The sequence below is a fragment of the Deferribacter thermophilus genome (genome assembly GCF_049472675.1).
GTDB lineage: Bacteria > Chrysiogenota > Deferribacteres > Deferribacterales > Deferribacteraceae > Deferribacter > Deferribacter thermophilus.
The window spans coordinates 238,562-261,524 of record NZ_JAPNXM010000001.1; the positions used below are offsets into that span (position 1 = coordinate 238,562).

The 22,963-nt window shown below is 30.2% G+C and carries 25 protein-coding genes; 9 read left to right on the forward strand and 16 right to left on the reverse strand.

Going from position 1 to position 22,963, the window contains the following annotated elements:
• Nucleotides 1-13: 13 nt before the first annotated feature.
• The 16 genes from OWM07_RS01210 to OWM07_RS01285 form a co-directional block, all read right to left on the reverse strand.
• Nucleotides 14-610, reverse strand: coding sequence for an HD domain-containing protein (locus OWM07_RS01210; RefSeq protein ID WP_423301848.1), 597 nt, complete (start codon nucleotides 608-610; stop codon nucleotides 14-16).
• Complete coding sequence (locus tag OWM07_RS01215) at nucleotides 594-1,895, reverse strand: phenylacetate--CoA ligase family protein (RefSeq protein ID WP_423301849.1); 1,302 nt, start codon at nucleotides 1,893-1,895, stop codon at nucleotides 594-596. The genes OWM07_RS01210 and OWM07_RS01215 overlap by 17 nt, the downstream gene beginning before the upstream one ends.
• Before the next feature lies 1 nt (nucleotide 1,896).
• Nucleotides 1,897-2,625: an ABC transporter ATP-binding protein gene (locus OWM07_RS01220; protein ID WP_423301850.1), complete on the reverse strand. Its 729-nt coding sequence runs from the start codon at nucleotides 2,623-2,625 to the stop codon at nucleotides 1,897-1,899.
• Nucleotides 2,618-3,373, reverse strand: a complete 756-nt coding sequence (locus OWM07_RS01225; RefSeq protein WP_423301851.1) for an ABC transporter ATP-binding protein — start codon at nucleotides 3,371-3,373, stop codon at nucleotides 2,618-2,620. The genes OWM07_RS01220 and OWM07_RS01225 overlap by 8 nt, the downstream gene beginning before the upstream one ends.
• A complete protein-coding gene (locus OWM07_RS01230) occupies nucleotides 3,360-4,295 on the reverse strand; it encodes a branched-chain amino acid ABC transporter permease (RefSeq protein WP_423301852.1) in 936 nt (311 codons plus the stop codon). Before OWM07_RS01230 ends, OWM07_RS01225 begins: the two co-directional genes overlap by 14 nt.
• Complete coding sequence (locus OWM07_RS01235; protein ID WP_423301853.1) at nucleotides 4,292-5,155, reverse strand: branched-chain amino acid ABC transporter permease; 864 nt, start codon at nucleotides 5,153-5,155, stop codon at nucleotides 4,292-4,294. Before OWM07_RS01235 ends, OWM07_RS01230 begins: the two co-directional genes overlap by 4 nt.
• Before the next feature lie 21 nt (nucleotides 5,156-5,176).
• On the reverse strand, nucleotides 5,177-6,298 hold the full coding sequence (locus tag OWM07_RS01240) for an ABC transporter substrate-binding protein (protein WP_423301854.1): 1,122 nt from the start codon (nucleotides 6,296-6,298) through the stop codon (nucleotides 5,177-5,179).
• A 10-nt stretch (nucleotides 6,299-6,308) separates the two neighbouring features.
• A complete protein-coding gene (locus tag OWM07_RS01245; protein WP_423301855.1) occupies nucleotides 6,309-6,740 on the reverse strand; it encodes an ACT domain-containing protein in 432 nt (143 codons plus the stop codon).
• Nucleotides 6,741-6,749: 9 nt separating this feature from the next.
• Nucleotides 6,750-8,051 carry a phenylacetate--CoA ligase family protein gene (locus OWM07_RS01250; protein WP_423301856.1) on the reverse strand — a complete coding sequence of 434 codons (1,302 nt, stop codon included), beginning with the start codon at nucleotides 8,049-8,051 and terminating at the stop codon, nucleotides 6,750-6,752.
• 82 nt (nucleotides 8,052-8,133) lie between these two features.
• Nucleotides 8,134-8,694 (reverse strand): helix-turn-helix domain-containing protein, encoded by a 561-nt coding sequence (locus OWM07_RS01255; protein WP_423301857.1) that lies wholly within the window; start codon nucleotides 8,692-8,694, stop codon nucleotides 8,134-8,136.
• A gap of 31 nt (nucleotides 8,695-8,725) precedes the next feature.
• Complete coding sequence (locus OWM07_RS01260; protein ID WP_423301989.1) at nucleotides 8,726-9,025, reverse strand: HU family DNA-binding protein; 300 nt, start codon at nucleotides 9,023-9,025, stop codon at nucleotides 8,726-8,728.
• Nucleotides 9,026-9,067: 42 nt separating this feature from the next.
• On the reverse strand, nucleotides 9,068-9,898 hold the full coding sequence (speB, locus tag OWM07_RS01265) for an agmatinase (RefSeq protein ID WP_423301858.1): 831 nt from the start codon (nucleotides 9,896-9,898) through the stop codon (nucleotides 9,068-9,070).
• Nucleotides 9,895-10,728: a polyamine aminopropyltransferase gene (speE, locus tag OWM07_RS01270; protein ID WP_423301859.1), complete on the reverse strand. Its 834-nt coding sequence runs from the start codon at nucleotides 10,726-10,728 to the stop codon at nucleotides 9,895-9,897. Before speE ends, speB begins: the two co-directional genes overlap by 4 nt.
• Nucleotides 10,729-10,737: 9 nt before the next feature.
• Complete coding sequence (speD, locus tag OWM07_RS01275) at nucleotides 10,738-11,133, reverse strand: adenosylmethionine decarboxylase (RefSeq protein WP_423301860.1); 396 nt, start codon at nucleotides 11,131-11,133, stop codon at nucleotides 10,738-10,740.
• 175 nt (nucleotides 11,134-11,308) lie between these two features.
• On the reverse strand, nucleotides 11,309-12,271 hold the full coding sequence (gene rfaD, locus OWM07_RS01280; RefSeq protein ID WP_423301861.1) for an ADP-glyceromanno-heptose 6-epimerase: 963 nt from the start codon (nucleotides 12,269-12,271) through the stop codon (nucleotides 11,309-11,311).
• A gap of 105 nt (nucleotides 12,272-12,376) precedes the next feature.
• Complete coding sequence (locus tag OWM07_RS01285) at nucleotides 12,377-12,802, reverse strand: FKBP-type peptidyl-prolyl cis-trans isomerase (protein ID WP_423301862.1); 426 nt, start codon at nucleotides 12,800-12,802, stop codon at nucleotides 12,377-12,379.
• Between the two features lie 104 nt (nucleotides 12,803-12,906).
• On the opposite strand from OWM07_RS01285, the gene OWM07_RS01290 reads away from it, so the two are divergent.
• The 9 genes from OWM07_RS01290 to OWM07_RS01330 all read left to right on the forward strand — a co-directional run bounded on the left by OWM07_RS01290 (nucleotide 12,907) and on the right by OWM07_RS01330 (nucleotide 22,963).
• The gene (locus OWM07_RS01290; RefSeq protein ID WP_423301863.1) at nucleotides 12,907-14,256 is read left to right on the forward strand and encodes an NOL1/NOP2/sun family putative RNA methylase; all 1,350 of its coding nucleotides are present in this window, start codon (nucleotides 12,907-12,909) and stop codon (nucleotides 14,254-14,256) included.
• On the forward strand, nucleotides 14,253-15,536 hold the full coding sequence (locus tag OWM07_RS01295) for a diguanylate cyclase (protein ID WP_423301864.1): 1,284 nt from the start codon (nucleotides 14,253-14,255) through the stop codon (nucleotides 15,534-15,536). Before OWM07_RS01290 ends, OWM07_RS01295 begins: the two co-directional genes overlap by 4 nt.
• Nucleotides 15,533-16,783, forward strand: a complete 1,251-nt coding sequence (locus tag OWM07_RS01300) for a L,D-transpeptidase family protein (protein WP_423301865.1) — start codon at nucleotides 15,533-15,535, stop codon at nucleotides 16,781-16,783. Before OWM07_RS01295 ends, OWM07_RS01300 begins: the two co-directional genes overlap by 4 nt.
• A complete protein-coding gene (locus tag OWM07_RS01305; protein WP_423301866.1) occupies nucleotides 16,780-18,216 on the forward strand; it encodes a M99 family carboxypeptidase catalytic domain-containing protein in 1,437 nt (478 codons plus the stop codon). Before OWM07_RS01300 ends, OWM07_RS01305 begins: the two co-directional genes overlap by 4 nt.
• Before the next feature lie 50 nt (nucleotides 18,217-18,266).
• On the forward strand, nucleotides 18,267-19,325 hold the full coding sequence (locus tag OWM07_RS01310; RefSeq protein WP_423301867.1) for a BMP family ABC transporter substrate-binding protein: 1,059 nt from the start codon (nucleotides 18,267-18,269) through the stop codon (nucleotides 19,323-19,325).
• Nucleotides 19,326-19,480: 155 nt separating this feature from the next.
• Nucleotides 19,481-20,596, forward strand: coding sequence for an ABC transporter ATP-binding protein (locus OWM07_RS01315; RefSeq protein WP_423301868.1), 1,116 nt, complete (start codon nucleotides 19,481-19,483; stop codon nucleotides 20,594-20,596).
• Nucleotides 20,597-20,653: 57 nt separating this feature from the next.
• Nucleotides 20,654-20,995, forward strand: a complete 342-nt coding sequence (locus OWM07_RS01320; protein ID WP_423301869.1) for an ATP-binding cassette domain-containing protein — start codon at nucleotides 20,654-20,656, stop codon at nucleotides 20,993-20,995.
• Nucleotides 20,985-22,046, forward strand: a complete 1,062-nt coding sequence (locus tag OWM07_RS01325) for an ABC transporter permease (RefSeq protein WP_423301870.1) — start codon at nucleotides 20,985-20,987, stop codon at nucleotides 22,044-22,046. Before OWM07_RS01320 ends, OWM07_RS01325 begins: the two co-directional genes overlap by 11 nt.
• Nucleotides 22,043-22,963, forward strand: a complete 921-nt coding sequence (locus OWM07_RS01330; RefSeq protein WP_423301871.1) for an ABC transporter permease — start codon at nucleotides 22,043-22,045, stop codon at nucleotides 22,961-22,963. Before OWM07_RS01325 ends, OWM07_RS01330 begins: the two co-directional genes overlap by 4 nt.

Here is a 22,963-nt window from a genome sequence, read left to right on the forward strand (position 1 = left end):
AAGTCAACAAATATTACCAGGTTTTGTTACCATTTGTCCAATCATTCTCTATAGATTGCCACCAGTCGTAATATTTTCTTTCCATGATTATATCAAAAATTTTTTTAGCAAAAGATGTTTTAAGGCGTTTTTGGGCGTTTTTAATCCAAAATAAAGCTTGTTCATTCCCTTTGTCTAGATTTTCTTTTAAAAAAAGTATAAGTTCCAGTGTATCAGCGTCTTTTGCTATTTTTGCTTCTAATGTTTTTTGTTCTTCATATTCTTTAATAATTTTAGCAATTTCTTCTTTAAACGGAAGTAATTCTAAAAGGTCGTATAAAGCTTTTTTATCGTCTGATATAACATATTTTTGTTGTAAATAGTTTAAATCTCCAATTCTTGTTTCTTCAATATCATGAAATAAACACATTAATATCACTTTTGTAATATCAGCATCTGCTAATTTTGCAATTGAATACCCTATTAAAGTAGTCCTGAAAATATGAGATGCTACAGTTTGACTGCCGGAGCCTAAAAAAGGGATTCCACTTCTTTGTAATTGTTGAAGTAATCCTGTTTCAAAGAAAAAATCGACTAATTTCGTTAAACTATCATTACTGATGTCTTTCATCAATAACTCTTTTAGCTTTCCCTTCAAATCTCTCTAATGATTTAGGCTCTACAAGTTTTACCTTTGGTTTTATACCAAGATAATTAAAGAGCCTTTCTGTAATTTTGTCCAAAACCTCTTTTTGCCTTTTCATTTCATCAAAAAATAGGTTTTCAGAGACTTCTAAATGTATTTCCATCATATCTAAAGCGCCTTTTTTTCTAACATAAATCATAAAGTGGGGGGTAGTGTCTTCGATTTCTTTTAGAGCTTCTTCAACTTGAGATGGGAAAACATTTACTCCATTTACAATTATCATATCATCAGTTCTACCTGATGGTTTTTCCATTTTTATTAATGTTCTTCCACATTTGCAGTTATCTCTATAGATTCTAGTTATATCCCTTGTTCTATATCTTATTAAAGGCATTGCTTCTTTTGTAAGTGTTGTTATAACCAATTCACCTTTTTCCCCTTCTGGTAAAACTTCTCCAGTATCAGGATCAATTACTTCTACATAAAAATGATCTTCATTTATGTGTAAACCATTTTTATATAAACATTCACCAGCAACTCCAGGTCCTATAATTTCACTAAGTCCATAATTATCAGTGGCTATTATACCTAATTTTGTTTCAATCTCATTTCTTATCTTTTCTCCCCAAGGTTCACTCCCAAATAATCCATATTTTAGATGTATATCATTTTTGGAAAGCCCCATCGATTCTAATGTTTCTGCAATATGCAAAGCATAAGAAGGGGTACAAATCAATACAGTACTTCTATAATCTTGCATAATCATAATCTGTCTTCTAGTATTTCCGCTAGAAACAGGAATTACGCTTGCACCAATATGTTCTGCACCATAGTGCAAGCCAAATCCTCCAGTAAATAAGCCGTAAGTAAAAGCTATATGAACGATATCTTCTTTTGTAACACCGCCTGCAACCATTATTCTTGCTACTAAGTTTTTCCACAGTTCTAAATCTCTTTTTGTATAGCCAACAACCGTGGGTTTTCCTGTAGTCCCACTTGATGAGTGGATTCTGACGATATCTTTTAGCGGAACTGCAAACATCCCATAAGGGTAGTTATCTCTCAAGTCTTGTTTGGTAGTAAATGGTAAATATTTTATATCATCTAACGATTTAATTTTGTCAGGAGTAATACCCAGCTTATTAAATAAATTATGATAAAACTCCACATTGTTATGAACGCGATTTATGGTTGATTGTAATCTTTCAAGTTGTAGTTGTTTCAATTCGGATAAAGACATTGTTTCATCTGACATTTGCCACATTCTCATTTTATCTCTCCCATTTTTCTTTATATTCTTTACCAAGATAAGCTCTTAATAATTCATTATCACTTAATAATTCTTGACTTTTTCCTTGTAAAACCACTGCTCCATTTTCTAATACATAACTTCTATCAGAATATTTAAGTGCTATTTTAGCGTTTTGCTCTACCAAAAATATTGTCAACCCATATTTTTTTAAGAGGTGAAGTTTTTTATATAATTCTGAAACTATCTTAGGTGCAAGCCCCATAGATGGTTCGTCCATTAGAATTATTTTTGGAGATAACATAAGTGCTCTGCCAATGGCAAGCATTTGCTGCTCACCACCTGATAACATTCCAGCTAACTGTTTTCTTCTTTCTTTTAAAACAGGGAAAAAATCAAATACATTTTGCATATTTTCTTTTATTTTAGAGCTATTTTTTAAGATAAAAGCGCCCATCTCAAGATTTTCTTCTACAGTCATGTCTGTAAAAACTCTTCTACCTTCAGGTACATAACCTATACCTAATGATACAATTTTTTCAGTTGGATAATTACTAATATCTATGGTATCAAAAAAGACTTGACCAGATTTATTTGTTATATGCCCCATGATTGAGTTTAAAAGGGTAGTTTTACCAGCTCCGTTTGATCCTATCAAAGAGACAAATTCCCCTTTTTTGACATGTAAAGAAACATTTGTTAATGCCCTGATTTTGCCGTAAAAAGCAGAAAGGGAAACAGTTTTAAGCATCTTCATCACCCAAATAAGCTTTTAATACATCTGGGTTATTTCGAACTGTCCTAAATTCTCCTTGGGCTATTATTTTACCGAAATTTAGACAATAAACATATGTTGCAAGATTAGATATAAAATTCATATCATGTTCTACCATTAAGATTGTTATCCCTTTTTTATTTAGCTCTGAAATAATTGACTCCATTTTTTCCTTTTCAAAACTGTTTAGACCTGCTGCAGGCTCATCTAACAGTAAAAGTTTTGGTTTTGCAAGATATGCTCTTGCTAACTCTAAAAGTTTTAACACTCCGTATGGAGACTCTTCAGGTGTTTTATTAGCCCAATCTGAAATGCCAAAAAATTCTAAAGTTTCCTCTAAAATATTATTTAATTTATTTCTATATGTTCTATCTAACCTAAATAAGTTTAATAAGTAATATTTATTTAAATCTTTTTTTAATAGTCCTAATAATAGATTTTCTTTTATGCTCAACTCTTTGATAACTTTTAAATTTTGAAAAGTCCTGACAATTCCCTTAAAAAATATTTTATTAGGGGGTAGTCCCGTAATGTTATTGTTTTCAAAAATTATTTTGCCTGATGTGGGTTTTAAAAATCCAGTAATTATATTGAATAAAGTTGTTTTACCTGCACCATTAGGACCAATTAATGCTGTTATACTCTTATCTTTTATTTCTATATTTACATTATCTAAAGCTTTTAAACCACCAAAATTTATTGATACATTATTAGTTTTGAGCAATTTTTAACCTCTTAAAAAAACCTGCAATACCATAAGGGAAGAAAATTATACATAGTGCCAATATCCCACCATATATTAAAATTTCAAAATCTTCAAATGAAGCAAAAACCTCTGGAATTAGAGAAATTATAATTGCTCCTATGACACCACCATAAGTTGATCCAAGACCACCAATAATTACCATAGCAAGAATTTCAATTGAATAATTAATCCCTATTGATGTTGGACTGATAAACTGGCTGTAAAAAGCATAAAAAGAGCCAATAATTGAAGAATAAGCTGCAATAGATGCGAAGAGTAACATTTTCTCTTTGTGATAGTTTATACCAAAAGCACTTGAAGCATGCTCAGATTCTCTAATAAATCTAAAATCATAACTTAAAAATGATTTATCGAATAATTCTAAAAAAACTAATGTTAAAAGATATAAAAATGCAAACAACATATAATTTTTGATTTCAGTATCAAATTCAAAACCAAAAATTGAAAAATATGGGATTCCTATAAGCCCAGAAGGCCCACCAGTAAAAAAATCCAACTCATTTGCTAGCACATAAACTATCATACCAAAACCGATTGTTGCCATAGCTAAATAATGACCATGAAGTTTAAGGGTAGGGTAAGCAATAATTAAAGCAACTATAAAGGTAACAAAAGCTCCGATTAAAACGGTTATTATGGGTGAATATTGAAAGTGAACAGTCAATATCCCTGAGAGATATGCTCCTATCCCAAAAAAAGAGGCTTGGCATAGTGAAATTATCCCTGAATATCCTAAAAGGATATTTAAGCCTGAAGCGAGCATTGCATTGATTAAAATATATGTGACAAGCCCAATATAATAGTCGTTTTTGAGAAATATTGCTATTAAAATTACGATAAAAAAATTAATTAAGATAAATAGTTTATTGGTTTTATTCATACTCTATCAGCCTTCTTTTTCCCAAAAATTCCATTTGGAAAAGAGAATAAAACTAATAGTAAGACTAAAAAAGCAAAAGCATCCTTAAATCCTGAAGGGAATATTAATGCAAAAAAGCTCTCTAATATTGCTAGTAAATAACCTCCTATAATAGCTCCAGTAAAACTTCCAAAACCACCTAATACAGCTGCTGAAAACCCTTTTAAGCCACTCATTATTCCATCATTGTAAGTAACAAAGGTAATTGGTGTAATTAGTATCCCTGCAATACCACCTAACGCTCCAGCGATAGCAAAGGATAGCATTTTTATGTTTTTAACATTTATTCCACAGTTTGCAGCTGCGTATGTATCAATTTGACATGCTCTAAAGGCTTTACCGTACTTATTGAATTTAAAGAAAGCTGAAAGGGAAAGAGCAATAATAATAGATATTATTATTACCATTAAACTATTGGTTGTGATTACCCCTCCAGGAACATTTAAAGTTTTTTCTACAATATAGGGTTCGACTTTTAAAGAATCTCTCCCCCAAATTATCATTGCTAATCCTCTAAGGATAATAGCAATTGCTAAAGTTATAGTGATTAGATTAATTTCGTTTTTTAATTTTACCCTATTTAAAAATAGTTTTTCAGAAATAATTCCCAGAATAAATGATAAAATTATTGTTAATATAAAAGATAATAGCATTGGTACATTAAATAAAGATAAGGTGGTATAAATTAACATACCACCTATCATCACAAACTCACCTTGAGCAAAATTTACAATACCTGTGGTATTGTAAATTATATTAAAACCTATTGCTACAAGTACATATATACTACCTGTTGTTAAACCAGAATATAAAAACTGCATTGCTTTATTTAAATTGTGTATTTATTTAATTAGTTTCCAATTCCCTTTTTCAATCTTTACCATTATGAACGCATCTTTACTTAGCCCATTATGATCATTTTCTGAAAAATTGAATTCACCATAAGTACCTAAATGATTTTTAATTGATTCTATCCCTTTTATGATTGAGTTTGCATCTTTGCCGTTGTTTCTTAATACTTTCACAAGTATGTGAATAGCATCATAAGCGTGTCCGCCAAATGTAGATACAGGGGAATGAAAAGTATTTTCATATTCGCTTTTATAACTTAAAAGTAATTTCTTAAACTTGTCAGTATCATCTAATTGATCAGCAACTATTAATCTTCCTGCAGGGAAGATTATACCATTTGCGGCATCACCAGCTAATTCAATAAATTTTTTAGAAGCAACCCCATGGCTCATGATTAGTAATGATTTTAACCCTAACTCTTTAAAGTTTTTTGCAATAATTGCTGGTGCAGGCCCAACCCCCCAACAAATAATAGCATCAGGATTTTTTTCTGCAATTTTGCTTAATTGGCTTTTCATATCTTTATCTGTATCTTTAAACTTTTCGTCAGCAACAATATTTAGCCCCATTTTTTTAGCTAATCTAATTAGAGCTTCTCTTCCTGAATATCCAAAACCGTTTTGAGCTGTTAAAATTGCTATATTTTTTAAACCTTTATTAATGAGATATTCATAAATCTTTTCTACTGCATGACCGTCTGAAGGAGCAACTTTAAAAACTTCTTTATAAAGAGGATTAATTATTTTATCACTAGAAGCACAGCTTATTACAGGTATATGAAATTTTTTTGCTAGATCTTTAATTGCCAATGTTGAACCACTCCTTGTAGGACCAATTACAGCAATTACCTTGTCTTTATTAACAAGTCTTAGAAATTTTTTTCTAGTTTCAGCATCGTTGCCTTTTGTGTCATAAATATATAATTTAATTTTTTCTCCATTAATACCACCAGATTTATTAATTTTTTCTACTTCCATTTCTAAAGTATTTTTTTCAGGTAAACCCAAAAATGATGCTGGACCGCTTACAGAAAATAGTGCTCCGATTTTTATATCTGCAAAAAGAACAATTGGGGTTACTGTAAACACTAGTAAAAACAAAAGTTTTTTCATTTTTCACCTCTTATAATCTATATATTTCTTCACCCTTTATTGTTTTAATTCCATTTTTATTTAGGGTTTCTATTGCTTTATCAGTTTCATCAAAACGGAAAATCATAATTGCTTCTTCACCACTTCTTTCTACAAAAGCATACATGTATTCTACATTAATATTGTTATCTTTTAAAATTTTAAGAATATGTGCTAATCCTCCTGGTTGATCAGGTACCTCAACAGCAATGACTTCTGTTTTGCCAACAGTAAAATCGTTTTCTTTTAAAATTTTAAATGCCTTTTCGGGATCATTTACTATAAGTCTCAAAATTCCAAAATCTGATGTGTCGGCAAGTGATAATGCTCTTATATTTATATTGTTTTCTCCTAAGATATTACATACTTCCCACAATCTTCCTGATTGGTTTTCTATAAAAATGGAGATTTGGGTTATTTTCATATTTACCTCCTACAGGGATCTTTTATCAATTACTCTTTTAGCTTTCCCCTGACTTCTTTCTATGGTTTTTGGTTCAACTAATCTAACTTTAGCCGTTATACCAATCATCTCTTTAATATTTTTTTCTATAGCTTTTTCTAATTCTTGCAATCTTTTAATTTCATCGGAAAAAAACTCTTCATTTACTTCAACGAGTACCTCGAGTGTATCAAGATTATTTTCTCTATCAACAACGATAAGATAATGTGGAAGAATACCTTTTGTTTCCATTAAAATGGATTCTATTTGTGAAGGAAATACATTTACACCCCTAATAATCAACATGTCATCACTTCTACCCATTACTTTTTCCATTCTTACGAAAGTCCTACCGCAAATGCAAGGCTCTTTTATTAATCTTGTTATATCTCTTGTTCTATATCTAATTAGTGGTATTGCTTCTTTAGTAATTGTTGTAAAAACTATTTCCCCTTTTTCTCCGTATGGCAGCTGTTCTCCAGTTTCGGGATCTATAATTTCAACCAAGAAATGATCTTCATTAATATGCATACCATTTTTAGCTTCGATACATTCAAAGGCAACGCCAGGCCCAATAACCTCACTTAAACCATAAATATCTATAGCGTCAATCCCCCATTTTTCCTCAATCTCTTTTCTCATTTCATTTGTCCATGGTTCTGCACCAAAAACCCCAACTCTAACTGGAAGCTTTTTGAGATCAACCCCCATCTCTTCTGCTACTTCATATAGATTTAGAGCGTATGAAGGGGTACAGGAAATAGCAGTAGTCCCAAAATCTTGCATAATCATTATCTGTTTTTTAGAATTACCACCTGATATAGGTATGACGGATGCTCCTATAAGTTCTGCACCGTAATGTGCTCCAAGACCACCTGTAAAAAGACCATAACCATAAGCATTCTGAAGTATATCACCTTTTCCAACTCCAGCTGCGTAAAAAGTCCTGGCCATAAGCTCAGCCCAGGTTTTTATATCTCTGCGTGTATAACCAACAACTGTAGGTTTACCAGTAGTACCACTAGAGGCATGTATTCTTACTACCTGTTCTTTAGGTACAGCAAACAAACCAAAAGGGTAATTGTCTCTTAAATCTTGCTTTGTGGTAAAAGGGAGCTTCTTTAGATCTGATAATGATTTTATATCCTCTGGTTTGACACCTGCTTCATCTAACTTTTTACGATAAAAAGGTACTGTAGCATAAACCTTTTCTACTAAATGCTGTAATCTTTTTAATTGAAGAGCTTCCAAGGCTTCACGAGGTAAAGTTTCATATTCTTCATTCCAGATCATTGCAAACCCCTGCGAGTTTATTTAACCGGTTAAATAGTAGCAAAAAGATGTTTTGAAGTCAAATATAATTTAACTTTGTTTATTACTTTGGAAGATAAACCCAGAGAACCTTTGCAGTTGAGCTGGAGATATTTTTTACTTTGTGCTTTTTGTTAGAGTAAAAGTAAAAATAATTTCCTGATGTAATTATATGTTTTTCATTATCTAATGTTAATTCAATTTCCCCATTCAAAACATAACCGAATTCTTCCCCTTCATGTTTAATTTCTTGTTGATATCCACCATAAGGGGGGATTTCGACAAGATAGGTTTTCATTTTCAATAGTGGGTTTTTTATTAGTAAATAAAGGTTATAGAACCCTTTTTTTGAATAAATTAATTCTGCATCATTTTTAAAATCAAAACTTTCTTTATTTAGGTGTATATTTTTTTCGTCTTCTTCTAATAAGTCTGAAATTGTTACATTAAAGAAATTAGTGATAGCCTTAAGTGTTGCCATTGAGGGGATTGCTTTACCGTTTTCAATCATTGATAAATAGCTTTTGGTTTTACCTATAACTTTTGCAAGTTGATTTAAACTGTAGCCTTGAGATTTTCTAAGATTTCTTAATTTTTCGCCTAAGATATTATTTTTGGTACTCATAATAAAAAAACGGCTTCTTTATAGAAGCCGCTTATTTAACAGAATCTTTTAATAATTTACCTGCGGAAAATTTTGGTGTTTTTGTAGCAGGTATAGTAATTTCCTCACCAGTTTGAGGGTTTCTCCCTTTTCTTTCTTTTCTTTCGCTAACAGAGAAAGTACCAAAACCAACCAAAGTAACTTTGTCTCCAGCTTTTAAAGCTTCAATTACAGCTTCTTCAAATGCTGCTAATGCTCTTTCTGCTTCGCTCTTTTTAAGGCCTGCTTTAGAAGCGATTTTTTCAATCAATTCCCTTTTGTTCACGTTAACCTCCTGAAACTTATTATTTATTAATTGGTGCAAACACCCTTATATATTAGATTTAATTAGATTTCAAATAAAAATTAGTATTTCTCTTATAATTTTTGCAGCAACTATTGATGATACCATAGAATTATCGTAGTGTGGAGATAGTTCCACAATATCACATCCTACAATATTTAAATTTTTAAGCTTAAGTAGCTTATTTATAAGATTATTAAAACTCCACCCTCCAGGTTCTGGGGTGCCAGTGCCGGGGAAAATAGATGGATCTAATATATCTAGATCAAGAGTAATATAAACAGGTTTATCATCGATTATTGATTTAATTTTATCTATTGATCTGTTTAAAAGGTTATATTTTCTAATTATATCATATTCTTCTTTTGTACCACTTCTGATACCAAATTGAAAAATTTTGTTAAAGCCAACTATTTCTGCAGCTCTTCTAATAACGGTAGCATGAGATAATTTTTCACCTAAATAGTCATCTCTCAAATCTGCATGAGCATCAAAGTGAATTATGTATAATTCATTATATTTTTTTAAATAACTTTTAATGATTGGCAATGTTATTAAGTGTTCTCCGCCAATAGAAACCACTTTTTTGTTAATTTTTAAAAAGTTATCTATATGTGATTCAATTTTGTCTAAAATGATGTTTTTTTCACCAAAGGGAAGTTCTAAATCCCCTACATCGCATATTTGTTTATTTTCTAAATCATCATTTTGATAAGGTGAGTATGTTTCTAAACCATAAGAAACTTTTCTGATTTCATCTGGTGCAAATCTAGAACCAGGTCTAAAACTGCTAGTACCATCATAAGGGATTCCAGTTAAAACGATATTTGTTTCATTTAAATCAGTATTACAGCCTATAAAGCAATTAGAAATACTCTTCATATCACTTTTTTAGCAAAGTTTGGTAGAGCAAAGCAAGACTTAATTATATCAGAATTAAAATATCTTAAAGACCCCTCTATAGCTTTTATATCATCAAACCTTACCTTTTCTAAAGGTTTGTATTTTTTAGAAGCAAAGGCAAATGCCCACATACCACTCGGATAAAATGGTACGAAAGATAAGTACATTGATACTATTGGAAAAACATTTTTTAAATTGTTAAACATATCCTTTTGAATATCAAAATAGTAATAAGGGTTTTCTGCTTGAGCTACCATTATGCCATCTTCTTTTAAACAGTTAAATACAGATTGATAGAATTTTTGTTTGAATAACCCTTCTGCAAATCCTTCAGGATCTGTAGAATCTATAATAATTATATCAAACTTATTTGTATTTTCTTCAATGAATTTCACACCATCCTTATAAAGTAATTTAAGTTTTGGATTTTCAAACTCACTTGCAACATTTGGTAAGAACTCTTTAGAGATTTTAACAACCATTTCATCAATTTCACACATTATGCATTCTTCGATACATGAATGTCTTAAAACTTCTCTTGCAGTTCCACCATCACCACCGCCTATAATAAGAACCTTTTTAGGATTTGGATGATGAAATAGGGGGACATGAGCTATCATCTCATGATAAGCAAACTCATGTGCTTCTGTTAGCATTATAATGTCATCTAATAAAAGTATTTTTCCAAGATGCTCTGATTCCAACACATCTATTTTTTGAAATTTTGATTTACCGCTAAAAAGTGTTTTTTTTATTTTAATTGATAAGGCTGTATCATTTTCATAATATTCTGTAAACCACAAATTCATGCTTACCCCCTAAATAGACGCATTTTCTGGCTTATGACGAAGCTCACCTTGAATGTCGTTTAGTTGTCCTCTTTTCATCTCAATTGTAGAGGTGTGAGTAGATTTTAAAATTTTCTTTAAATGATCAAAAGCTATCCATGGGTCAACTGTATCACCACATGTAAAAAGATCAACGGCGGCATATCCATATTCTGGCCATGTATGAATAGTTAAGTGAGATTCAGCTATAACAACTACTCCACTAACACCGTAAGGACTAAATGTATGAAAAACACTATTAATAATAGTTGCGCCACTTTTTAAAGCTGCAGTTTGCATCTCTTTATCTAAAAGGCTAGAATTATTTAAAACATCTCTATCACAACCGTAAAACTCTACAAGGATATGTTTTCCTAAAGCTTTCATATTTTCCTCCAAAAAAGAATGATACAAAACAAAAAATTAGATAATTCCAAGGTGATAACTTATATGTAAAATAAATTTTATTGTCAAGATTTAAAAAAATGAAAATTATAATTGTTTGATATGTAAATATTATTATTGTTTTTAAGTTTAAAAAATGGGAGTTAAATTATAAATTTTAATAAATTTTATAATTTTTCATCAAAAAATTCAGCATATAATCCTTTATCCCATCTTCAAGTGAATAAAATGGTTCATCATAACCAGTACTCTTTAGTTTATTCATATTTGCTTGAGTAAAATATTGATACTTATCCCTTATATCCTCTGGCATATCGATGTAATGGATTTTCCCTTTTCCGTAATTTTTTATTACATTGTTAGCTAAATCGTTAAAAGTCCTAGCGAATCCTGTTCCAAGATTAAATATGCCTGATTGTGGTAAATATTTGTAAAAATAGTAAAGAACTTTTACTACATCAAAGACATAAATGAAATCCCTTTTTTGTTCACCATGAGCATAACCATCCTTATGTGATTTAAAAAGCCTAATTGTGCCTGTTTCTTTTAGTTGATTATACGAGTGGAATACCACACTTGCCATTCTACCTTTATGATATTCATTCGGGCCATATACATTGAAAAATTTAAACCCTGCCCAAAATGGTGGTCTCTCTTGTTGTTTTAAAACCCAAAGGTCGAATAATTGTTTTGAAAAACCATACGGATTTAACGGCTTAAGTTTTTCTATAATAATTTCATCGTCATTGTATCCTAATTCTCCATCTCCATAAGTTGCAGCACTGCTTGCATAAATAAAGGGTATTTTATTTTCAGAAGCATATTTGAATAATTTTTTACTATATTCATAATTTAGCTCTAGCAAATAATCTAAATTAAATTCTGTAGTATCAGTGCAGGCACCTATATGAAAAATAAATTCAATATCTTTATAATTTGTAATATTGTTAATGAAAACATCTCTATCAGCAAAATCAATAAATTTTTTCCCAACAAGGTTTTTCCATTTTGATTTAGAAGCTAATTTATCAACGCATATTATATTAGAAATACCTTTTTCATTTAGATATCCTAATAATACACTACCTATAAAACCTGCTGCTCCAGTTAATATTATCATTTAACACCTCTTGTTAATTAATAAATTTTGAATTAATTTAATAATAAAATATTGAAATGTAAAGGATTATAAAAAGGTAGGAGGGGATCCCCTCCACTTAATTATTTAATTGATTTCTAATATTTCTATTGTGTAAGTTAAGGTCTCACCTGCTAATGGATGGTTAAAATCTATTTTTACATAATCATCATTTAACTCTAAAACCTTACCTCTATATAGATTGTTTTGTTCATCTTCAAGATCAATATACATATCTTCTTTGATAGAAGGGTCAAGTTGGATCTCTTCTCTAGGTATTTCAGCTATTAAGCTTTCGTTGTAAGGGCCAAAAGTATCTTCTGGACGAAGAGTAATATTCTTCTTTTCTCCTACATCCATACCTAACATTTGTTCTTCAAGTACTGGTAAAAGCTGATTTTTCCCAATTTCTGCTACTAGTGGTTCTTCCTTTGATACTGCATCTACTACTGTCCCATCTTCAAGGGTTACAGTGTAGATAAATGTTACTTTTGAATCGTTGGTTACTTTCATAAATATCTCCTTTAAAAATTTTAAAAATGTCCTTAACACATTTAAATCATAAAATAAATAGAAAATTAAAAAAATCTACACTTTTTGTTGATAAAACCTTAATTATGTGTAAAAAAAAAGCTATGCATCCGTTTATACAAAAATTTAGTAAAATATTTGAAGACGATATTAATAAATTTATAGAATCCTTAAAGGAAAATAAGAAAAAATTTATTAGAGTTAATTTAGCAAGGGGTAGAAATTATTTGTCAGAGTTTGACTATTTAAAGCTGAACATAAAAAGTAATTCTATTTTTTCATATGTTTATGAATATCCAGATGATTCAGAATTTAGATTGTCAGATACAATTTCATTTTTAACAGGTGGAATTTATATACAAAATCCATCATCTTTGTTACCTGTAAAATTTTTAATAGAAAATTTAGAAGAGAATGAACCAATTATTCTTGATATGGCATCAGCCCCAGGTGGCAAAACGACAGCTATTAGTGAACTATTGAAAAGAAAAGGTTTGATTGTTGCAAATGAACCTTCTAAAAAAAGATTAAAAGATTTACATTTTAATATTGAAAAAAACTTTGCTTATAATGTTGCTACTATCTCTTATGATGGTAGAGTTTTGGGAAATTTACTGAGTGAAGTTTTTGATGCTGTATTATTGGATGCTCCATGCAGTAATGAAAATAAGATTTTTTATGATAATACTGTTTTTAATAATTGGAGTGAAGATCTTATCTTACGGTTATCAAAACTGCAAAAGGAGCTTGTGGATTCTGCTATCAAAACTTTAAAGAAAAATGGTGTTTTTATTTATTCAACTTGCACATTTTCAATGGAGGAGAATGAGCAAGTAGTTAAATATATTATCAAAAATTATGATATGGAGCTTATAGATTTAAACAAGGGGATGTTTGACTATGGTTTATCAGGGGATGAGTATATTGATAAAAGAGTAGTAAGGGTTTTGCCTCATACAAATAAATATCCAGGTTTTGAAGGGTTTTTTGTGGCGGGTTTTAAAAAGAGATTTGGTAATAATAAGTTGGGTATGGTAAAATTATTAAAAAATGAAAAATTTAAAGATATTTTAAAGATAGATAAGAAAGCGAATTTTTATGAATTAAAAAATGATGTTTATATCTCTTCAAAATTACAGATTAATGGTCTTAAGTATGAGAAGTTTGGCACAAAATTTGGCAAAATTATTAAAAATAGTTTAGAATATTCATCTCAAGCATGTTGGGAGTTTGGTGAATTATTAACGGAAAATTATTATAGAGTAAGTTATGAAAAAGCTAAAGAATTTCTTAAAGGTAATGATTTGCAAATAGATAATTTAAATGTGAATAATGGTATTTTATTTTTTAATGATATCCCTTTAGGTTATTTTAAACATGTTGACGGAAGGATAAAAAATAAGATAGATAGGTATTTTATTAGAGGTTTAACATGAGAAAGGTTTTGGTGGTTGAAGATAGTAAGTTTTTTGCTAATGTTTTGAAAAATAATTTAGGACTATTAAAATATAATGTAGATTTAGCTATAACTTTAAAAGAGGCTTATAATTTATTAAATAAAAACAAATATGATTTAATTATTTTGGATTTAAATTTACCTGATGGGGATGGTTTAGAATTTTGTAAAAGTGTAAAAAGTGATCCAAATTTTACAAAAACTCAAATAGCAGTAATTTCAGCTTCAGATGATAATGAGTTAAAAACTAAATTAAATGAATATGGTATTTTAGGGTATTTTAATAAAAGCGAATCAAAAGAAAAACTTGCTGAATTTATTTTAAATTTAGATAGATTGCTTCAAACATTCGATTATAGCGGTAAAAATATTTTATTAATTGAAGATAGTAAAATTCAACATTTATATTTAAAAGGGTTGTTAGAATATGCTGGGTTAAATGTTTATAGCAGTTTTTCTTTAGAAGAAGCTGAAAAATTATTAGCTAAAGAAAAACCGAAGTTGGATTTGGTTATAATGGATTATTATTTGGGTAGTGAAAAGACAGAAAAATTTATACAGCAATTTAAATCTATTAAATTTTATGAGCACACACCTATTATGATGATAACTGTAAGTGAAGATTCAAATATTAAATATAGTCTGTTTTTACTGGGTGTATCAGACTATTTGAAGAAGCCTTTTGATATAGGTGAATTTTATTTGCGGATTAGATCACATTTACGGATTAAATATTTAATAGATATGCTTGAGGCTAAAAACAAAATGTTATCAATATTGGCAACTACAGATGAATTAACACAACTATATAATAGAAGATTTTTTTGGGAGTTAGCTCGTAAAGAAGAAAATAGATATATCAGATATGGGCGGGAATATTCGATAATTATTTTAGATATTGATAATTTTAAAGATGTAAATGATACTTATGGGCATGATGTGGGTGATATCGTATTAAAAGAGATAGCCTCTAAAATCAAAGAATGCGTTAGATATGCAGATATTTTGGCAAGATTTGGTGGGGAAGAGTTCATTCTGCTACTACCTGAGACAGGTATAAAAGGTAGTAGTTATGTTGCTGAAAAAATAAGGAAGTTTATAAGTGATGATAAGTTAACGGATTTAAATCTAAAAATAACTGTTAGTTTGGGTGTTGCTTCCAGAGATGAAACTAATAATTTGGAAGAGACTATAAAATTAGCTGACAATAGACTCTATAAAGCTAAAAATAATGGGAAAAATAGAGTGGAGTATTTATGAGAAGATTAGTTTTTTACATATTAATACCACTATTTATATTGATAATTAATAAGCAAGCGTTTTCACAACTAATTGATACTGTTTTTACAAAGGGGGTAAAAGAGGATACTGTAATTGTTGTTGATAAAAGTAAAAAACAGCTTTTTGTAATAAAAATAAATAATGATGTTCCTGAAATTGATACAATATATGAAAATATATTACTTGGTGAAGTCGAAGGTGATAAACAGGTTGAGGGGGATAAAAAAACACCTGAGGGTATTTATAAAATTGTAAGTTTTATACCTAAAGAAAAACTTTCAGCAATATATGGTGATGGTGCTTACCCTTTAAATTATCCAAATCCTGTAGATAAAATTTTGGGTAAAACAGGTTATGGGATTTGGATACACGGTCTGGATGAAAGTTCTGATAAACAATTTACTCAAGGCTGTGTTGCCTTACATAATGGTGATATTAACAATTTAAGAAAATTTGAACCGATTGGGAAAAATGTGATAATTGCTAAAGAGACGAAATTATTAGGTTCTACAGACTATATATTTCTTAAATCTAAACTTATTAACATATTAAATGATTATATTAGTTCTTGGGAAAAAAACGATTTTGAAAAGTTTGCAAGTTTTTATCACACAAAGTTTAAAAATAATAAAGGTAAAAGTTTTAAAAGTTATATTTTAATGAAGAAAAGATTAATGGAATTATACCCTTTTAGAAGGATTTATTATGATAATCTTAAGATTTTAAAGGGTGATGATAGATATCTTTATTATGGTTTTAGACAGCTTTATTGCGCATCAAACTTAATCAGTGAAGGGTATAAGGAATTGTATTTTATGAAGCAAATAGATGATTATAAATTAATTTATGAAAATTTTTATGAGTACAGTGATTTGAGCATATTGAAAAAATACATTAGTGAATTTGTGCAAAGCTGGCTTGATTATTGGAAGAGCAAAAATATAGAAGAATATATAAAATTTTATGGAGAGAATTTTTATTCTAAAGGGATGGATAAAAGTGCTTGGAAAGCATATAAAGAAAAAATTTTTAATAATACACAGGATATTGATATAAAAATTAAAGATATGAAAATTGTACCTTTAAATTCTAACAATATAACAGTTAGTTTTATCCAAAGCTATAGCGCTGATAATTATTCAGATGTTGGATATAAGGTTTTAAAAATAAAAGGGTGCCCTGGCAATTTTCGGATATTTTCCGAAAGCTGGAGTAAAATCGAATGAGAGCTGTATGGTTTTTAATTCTAATTGTATTTTTAGTTTATAAAAGCTTATTGGCTGTAGAACGTCCTTCAACTGTGCATGATGTTTATTTTAAAGGGACTGATTATGAATTACATGTTTACAAAATCTATGGGAGGATACCAGGTAATACTATGCTAATTGTAGGGGGGATTCAGGGAGATGAGCCAGGGGGTTTTTTGTCTGCAGATTTATATTCTGATTTAAGGTTAGAAAAAGGTGATTTGATTGTAGTGCCAAGAGCTAATTTTAAGTCTATAATACTTTTTAATCGTGGTGTTGATGGGGATATGAATAGAATATTTCATAAAAATAGAATTGAGACAGAAATGGATAAAGTGGTAGCTATTATAAAGAAATTAATGTCGGAGTCTGATATCTTTTTGCACTTACATGATGGCTGGGGTTTTCATTATCCTAAATATATAGACTCTTTAAGAAATCCCAAAAGATTTGGGCAGTCGATTATTACAGATGCTGATATATATGAATGTGGAAATGGGAAAAAAATAGATTTAAAAAATATAGCTTTAAAAGTATTAAATGAGGTAAATCAGAAAATTGGAGAAGAAAAATATTACATGCATTATTTCAATACAAATACTGATGATCCCAAAACTCCTTTTTCCGATATGAAAAAGACAGCTACATACTTTGCTTTAAAAAAATATTGTATACCTGCTTTTGGAATTGAAGCATCTAAAAACCTACCAAGTGTTGAAATGAAAGTTTTGCACCACAATTATGCTGTTAATGCTTTTATGAAGCTATTTGATATTATACCTGAACAACCAAAGATTTTTTTGCCAAAACCAGAGTTTAAATATGTAGTTTTACAAATTAATGGTGACCCAAAGATTGTGGAAAATAGGAAAATTTTGTTTGTGCCTAAAGGTGCAATGGTGGAAACTATCCATATTGAGTCTAATTATAAAAGGGGGCTTTCATGTGATTTTTTAGGTATCAATGGGCTAAATGATATGGGAGTACCAATTAAAATTGAAAAAGATACAACTGTAATTTTTAGAAAGGATAATGAAAAAATAGGTGAAGTATTTTTGAAAGTTTTGGGCAAAACAGAAGATAAAAACTTAGTATTTATTATTGAAGTTAATGGCAAAAAAGAAGCTTTTTTAGATGGAGAGACTTTAAAAGTTAAAAGAGGGGACAAGATAAAAATAGTTAAAGCTTTTTATGAAAATGATGATGGTTCTGATATTGCAATTAATTTTAAGGGTTTTGTTCCAAAAAATGTAAATACAAATACTGGGGATGACAGAGGTTATTTAATAGAAATTGATGATAGTTTTTTAAAGAAATATTCTATTTATGTTGATAAAGAGGTTTATCCTGTTGAGGCAAAATCAATTGATGGGGAAAAACTTGGTAGAATTTATATTGCAATTGACCAATAAGTTGATATTATTTATAAAATCAACCTAATTTTAAAGTAGAAGGAGGATTTATGAAGAAGATATTACTAATACTTTTTATGTTTTCTATTTTTTTATCTGTAGGATATTCTAAAGATTTGAAAGTAGGTTTTATCTATGTAGGTCCTGTGGGTGATGGTGGTTGGACTTTTGCCCATGATTTAGGTAGAAAAGAGCTTGAAAAATTGCCCTTTGTAAAAAAGACCACTTATGTGGAATCTGTGCCTGAGGGTGCAGATGCATTGAGAGTGATTTTAAAGCTTGCTCAAACTGGTCATAATCTAATTTTTACCACAAGTTTTGGTTTTATGGATCCAACCTTAGAGGTTGCTAAAAGATTTCCAAATGTTGTTTTTATGCATTGTTCAGGTTATAAAACTGCCAAAAATGTGGGAACATATTTTGGTAGAATGTATCAGGCTAGATATTTAACTGGTTTGATAGCAGGAGCTATGACTAAATCAAATATTATTGGTTATGTTGCAGCACATCCTATCCCAGAAGTAATTAGAGGGATTAATGCTTTTACTTTGGGAGTTAGAAAGGTAAATCCAAAAGCTGTTGTAAAAGTGGTTTGGACCCAAACTTGGCTTGATCCAGGTACAGAAAGAAATGCTGCTGAGAGCTTATTAGATGTAGGTGCTGATGTTTTGACTATGCATCAGGATACACCTGCTACATTGCAAGCGGCTGAGGCTCGCGGTAAATTTGTGATCGGTTACAATTCTGATATGAGAAAATATGCTCCAAACGGTTTTTTAACAGCTCCAATTTGGAATTGGGGTGCTATTTATAAATATGTAGCTAAACAAGTACATGATGGAACATGGAAAAGTGAACAATTATGGTGGGGGATGGACAAAGATGTTGTAAGGCTTGCTCCAATAAGTGATAAAGTACCTGCTAATATAAGAAAACTTGTTGAGGATATGAAACAAAAAATAGTTAGTGGTGAATTTAAGGTTTTTGAAGGTGAAATAAAGGATCAAAACGGTAAAGTGGTTCTTAAAAAAGGTGAAATTTTTGGTGATAAGGAATTGTTAGGGATGAATTTCTTTGTTGAAGGTGTAAATGGTGTAATACCAAAGTAAATTTTAAAATAAAGTGACTTCTTTTGGGCGGGATTACCCGCCCTTTGTTTTTTTAGCTTTACAAATTTATTTTATTAAAATATAGGTAGGTGCTTTTTAAATATACAAGCTCATTAGTATATAAATTTATTTATGATATTGACTGAGAGCGTGTGATGAATGATATGTTATTAAGTCTGAAAAATATTACAAAATCATTTGGTAAAATTGTTGCAAATGATAATATCTCATTTGAAATTGAGAAAGGGGAAATTCATACCTTACTGGGTGAGAATGGGGCTGGTAAGAGCACACTAATGAATATCATTACTGGACTTTATAAACCTGACTCTGGTGATATATATTGGAAAGGAAAAAAGGTAGATATAAAATCTCCTATGGATGCACTAAAGCTTGGAATAGGTATGGTGCATCAGCACTTTATGTTAGTAAGAAATCACACAGTATTTGAAAATTTACTTCTATCTGTTGAAGATGCGCCTTTTTTAATTAATAATCAGAAAACTATTGATAAAATTAAAAATATAATTGATGAGTTTGAGTTAGATATCCCTTTAGATGTGCCTGTTTGGAAATTGGAGATAGGTAAACAGCAGTGGATAGAAATTATTAAGTTGTTACTTAGAGATTGTGAATTGTTTATTTTAGATGAACCAACTGCAGTTTTGACACCTCAAGAAAGCCAGAGGCTTTTTAACTTTTTGAAAAATCTCAAAAAAAGTGGGAAATCAATTATTTTTATTTCACATAAGATGAAAGAAGTAATGGATATATCTGATAAAGTTACAGTTTTAAAAAAGGGGAAAGTTGTTAGAACTCTTAAAAAGGGTGAATTTGATGAAAAGCTTTTGGCTAATTTGATGATTGATAGAACGGAAGAGATTAGTTTTGAAAGAAAACCTTTAACAGAAAAGAAGATTATTTTAAGCTTAAAAGATTTATATGTAAAAAACGAAAAAGGTTTGAGTGATTTAGATGGTTTATCCTTAGATATATATAAAGGTGAAATCTTTGGTATTGCAGGTGTGGCAGGGAATGGTCAAAAAGCTTTGGCTGAAGTTTTAACAGGTCTTAAAAAGGTCGAAAGAGGTCAGATTTTGATTAACGGTGAGGATATGACTTTTTCAAGCGCAAGGGGTAAGTATATTGCAGGGATAGCTCATATACCTGAGGATAGAAAAACTATGGGAATAGCACCTGATATGAGTGTAAAGGAAAATCTTGTTTTGAAGAATTATAAAGATGAAAAATTTAGAAAAGGGTTTTTTTAAAATACTAAAAAAATAAATGAAAATGCACTAAATAAGGTTGAAGATTTTGATATCAGATTGGCATCCATTGATCAAGCTGTAAGATATTTATCAGGTGGCAATATTCAGAAGGTTATTATAGCAAGGGAATTATCACAAAACCCTCAAATTTTGGTGGCACTTTATCCAACAAGAGGGCTTGATGTGGGTTCAGCAGAGTATGTACATAAAGTTATTCTTGAAGAAAGGGAAAAAGGGGTTACCACAATTTTGATTTCTGAAGATTTAGATGAATTATTTAGGCTTTCAGATAGAATTGGTGTTATTTTTAGAGGTAAAATTATAGGTATTGTTGATCCTAAAGAGACTACAATTATAGAAATTGGCTTGTTGATGGCAGGGCATAAAAATGAGGATTAGAGTTATTAAAAGAGACGACTCAAGTAAATTTTTACAAATTGCGGTACCTTTTATAGCCATCTTTTTATCTTTCACATTTGTTGGAATTTTTTTGTTTATCAATGGGATGAATCCTTTGAATGTATTTAAAGATATGTTTGTTGAATCTTTGGGCTCCTTTTATGGTTTAAGTGAAGTTTTAGTAAAAACAACCCCTTTAATGTTATGTGGACTTGGGGTTGCTTTGGCGTTTAGAATGGAGTTATGGAATATTGGTGCAGAAGGTCAATTATACATGGGGGCATTTGGGGCATCGTTGGTTGCATTATTTTTAAAGTTAGACAATCATTTTTTAATGATTTTATTGATGTTTTTATCTGCAGTATTTTTTAGTGGATTATGGGGATTAATAGCAGGTTTTTTAAAAGCAAGGTGGAATGTAAATGAGATTATCGTTACTTTGTTAATGAATTATATAGCAATTCTTTGGGTAGATTATTTGGTTTATGGACCTTGGAAAGATCCTGCTGGATTTAATTTCCCATTAACAAAGCAGTTTTCAGATGTGGCAAGACTTAGTTATTATTTTAATACAAGATTGCATACAGGCTTTTTTATTGCATTACTTTTGATATTTCTATTTTATATCCTTATTGAAAAAACTATTTGGGGTTACGAGATAAGAGTAATAGGTAATAACCCAAATGCTGCAAAATATGCAGGTATTAATTATGAAAAAAATGTTATTCTTGTGATGTTTATTAGTGGTGCTTTGGCTGGGATTGCAGGATTTTCTGAAGTTGCTGGTGTAACTTACCGTTTACAACACTCTATCTCTCCGGGATATGGATATACTGCAATAATTATTGCATGGTTGGCAAAAAGGAGTGCTTTAGGTGTATTGATTGTGTCATTTGTGATGGGTGTATTATTTGTGGGGAATGATGCTTTGCAAATAAGCTATCAATTGCCGGTAGCATTTGTAAATGCTTTTCAGGGGTTGATACTCTTTTTTGTAATTTCTTCTGAGTTTTTTGTTAATTATAAGTTAAGGCTGGAGATTAATAAATGATGGTGGAGATTTTATTGGATGCTACAATTAGGTCTGGTACTTCTATACTGTTTGCAACATTGGGTGAAATAATTACTGAAAGAAGTGGTATTATAAATTTGGGTGTAGAAGGTTTGATGCTAATTGGAGCACTTGGTGGTTTTTATATATCTTATTTAACGGGGAATTTGTTTTTAGGTGTTTTAGCCTCATTTGTTTTAGCATCAATTGCAGGGATGATTCATGCTTTTATCACTGTATATCTTAGAGGAAATCAAATTGTCAGTGGGTTGGCATTAACTATGTTTGGTGTTGGGATTACAGCTCTTTATGGTAAAAAAATGATAGGTGTTCCTTTAAGTGGATTTAAGAAAATTTCTATACCTTTTTTATCAAAAATACCTGTAATAGGTGTAATGTTTAATCAAGATTTACTGGTTTATTTAAGTTATTTTTTGGTGATAGCTTTATCATTTTTACTTTTTAGAACAAAATTAGGTTTAAAAATAAGAATGTGTGGAGAAAATCCTGCAGCAGCAGATACAGCTGGTATAAATGTTTTTAGAGTTAGATTTTTATCAACTATTTTTGGATCAGGACTTGCTGGTCTTGGTGGTGCCTATTTATCGTTAGCATATACACCACTTTGGATAGAAAATATGACTGCTGGAAGAGGTTGGATTGCTGTGGCTCTGGTTATTTTTGCTTCATGGTACTGTTATAGAGCTATGTTTGGTGCTTATCTTTTTGGTGGTATTAGTGCTTTGCAGCTGAGATTACAAGCTATTGGGACTAATGTGTCAGCTCATATACTGCAGATGTTGCCATACATTTTTACAATAGTGGTTTTAGTTATTGCTACTATTAGGCTTGAAAAAGGTGCCAAAGTTGAACCTGAGTCATTGGGGATTGCTTATGATAGAGAAGATAGGAGATGA

Excerpts from the sequence above, each read along its gene's own strand:
- rfaD (WP_423301861.1), bottom strand. The coding sequence starts at position 12,271 with ATGATAATATTAACTGGAGCAGCAGGTTTTATAGGTAGTGTATTATTA.
- OWM07_RS01210 (WP_423301848.1), bottom strand. The coding sequence starts at position 610 with ATGAAAGACATCAGTAATGATAGTTTAACGAAATTAGTCGATTTTTTC.
- OWM07_RS01245 (WP_423301855.1), bottom strand. The coding sequence starts at position 6,740 with ATGAAAATAACCCAAATCTCCATTTTTATAGAAAACCAATCAGGAAGA.
- OWM07_RS01300 (WP_423301865.1), top strand. The coding sequence starts at position 15,533 with ATGAGAAGATTAGTTTTTTACATATTAATACCACTATTTATATTGATA.
- OWM07_RS01230 (WP_423301852.1), bottom strand. The coding sequence starts at position 4,295 with ATGAATAAAACCAATAAACTATTTATCTTAATTAATTTTTTTATCGTA.
- OWM07_RS01325 (WP_423301870.1), top strand. The coding sequence starts at position 20,985 with ATGAGGATTAGAGTTATTAAAAGAGACGACTCAAGTAAATTTTTACAA.
- OWM07_RS01330 (WP_423301871.1), top strand. The coding sequence starts at position 22,043 with ATGATGGTGGAGATTTTATTGGATGCTACAATTAGGTCTGGTACTTCT.
- OWM07_RS01295 (WP_423301864.1), top strand. The coding sequence starts at position 14,253 with ATGAGAAAGGTTTTGGTGGTTGAAGATAGTAAGTTTTTTGCTAATGTT.
- OWM07_RS01290 (WP_423301863.1), top strand. The coding sequence starts at position 12,907 with ATGTGTAAAAAAAAAGCTATGCATCCGTTTATACAAAAATTTAGTAAA.
- OWM07_RS01285 (WP_423301862.1), bottom strand. The coding sequence starts at position 12,802 with ATGAAAGTAACCAACGATTCAAAAGTAACATTTATCTACACTGTAACC.
- OWM07_RS01250 (WP_423301856.1), bottom strand. The coding sequence starts at position 8,051 with ATGATCTGGAATGAAGAATATGAAACTTTACCTCGTGAAGCCTTGGAA.
- OWM07_RS01215 (WP_423301849.1), bottom strand. The coding sequence starts at position 1,895 with ATGAGAATGTGGCAAATGTCAGATGAAACAATGTCTTTATCCGAATTG.
- OWM07_RS01240 (WP_423301854.1), bottom strand. The coding sequence starts at position 6,298 with ATGAAAAAACTTTTGTTTTTACTAGTGTTTACAGTAACCCCAATTGTT.
- OWM07_RS01235 (WP_423301853.1), bottom strand. The coding sequence starts at position 5,155 with ATGCAGTTTTTATATTCTGGTTTAACAACAGGTAGTATATATGTACTT.
- speD (WP_423301860.1), bottom strand. The coding sequence starts at position 11,133 with ATGAAAGCTTTAGGAAAACATATCCTTGTAGAGTTTTACGGTTGTGAT.
- OWM07_RS01310 (WP_423301867.1), top strand. The coding sequence starts at position 18,267 with ATGAAGAAGATATTACTAATACTTTTTATGTTTTCTATTTTTTTATCT.
- OWM07_RS01305 (WP_423301866.1), top strand. The coding sequence starts at position 16,780 with ATGAGAGCTGTATGGTTTTTAATTCTAATTGTATTTTTAGTTTATAAA.
- speB (WP_423301858.1), bottom strand. The coding sequence starts at position 9,898 with ATGAAGAGTATTTCTAATTGCTTTATAGGCTGTAATACTGATTTAAAT.
- OWM07_RS01255 (WP_423301857.1), bottom strand. The coding sequence starts at position 8,694 with ATGAGTACCAAAAATAATATCTTAGGCGAAAAATTAAGAAATCTTAGA.
- OWM07_RS01220 (WP_423301850.1), bottom strand. The coding sequence starts at position 2,625 with ATGCTTAAAACTGTTTCCCTTTCTGCTTTTTACGGCAAAATCAGGGCA.
- speE (WP_423301859.1), bottom strand. The coding sequence starts at position 10,728 with ATGAATTTGTGGTTTACAGAATATTATGAAAATGATACAGCCTTATCA.
- OWM07_RS01315 (WP_423301868.1), top strand. The coding sequence starts at position 19,481 with ATGAATGATATGTTATTAAGTCTGAAAAATATTACAAAATCATTTGGT.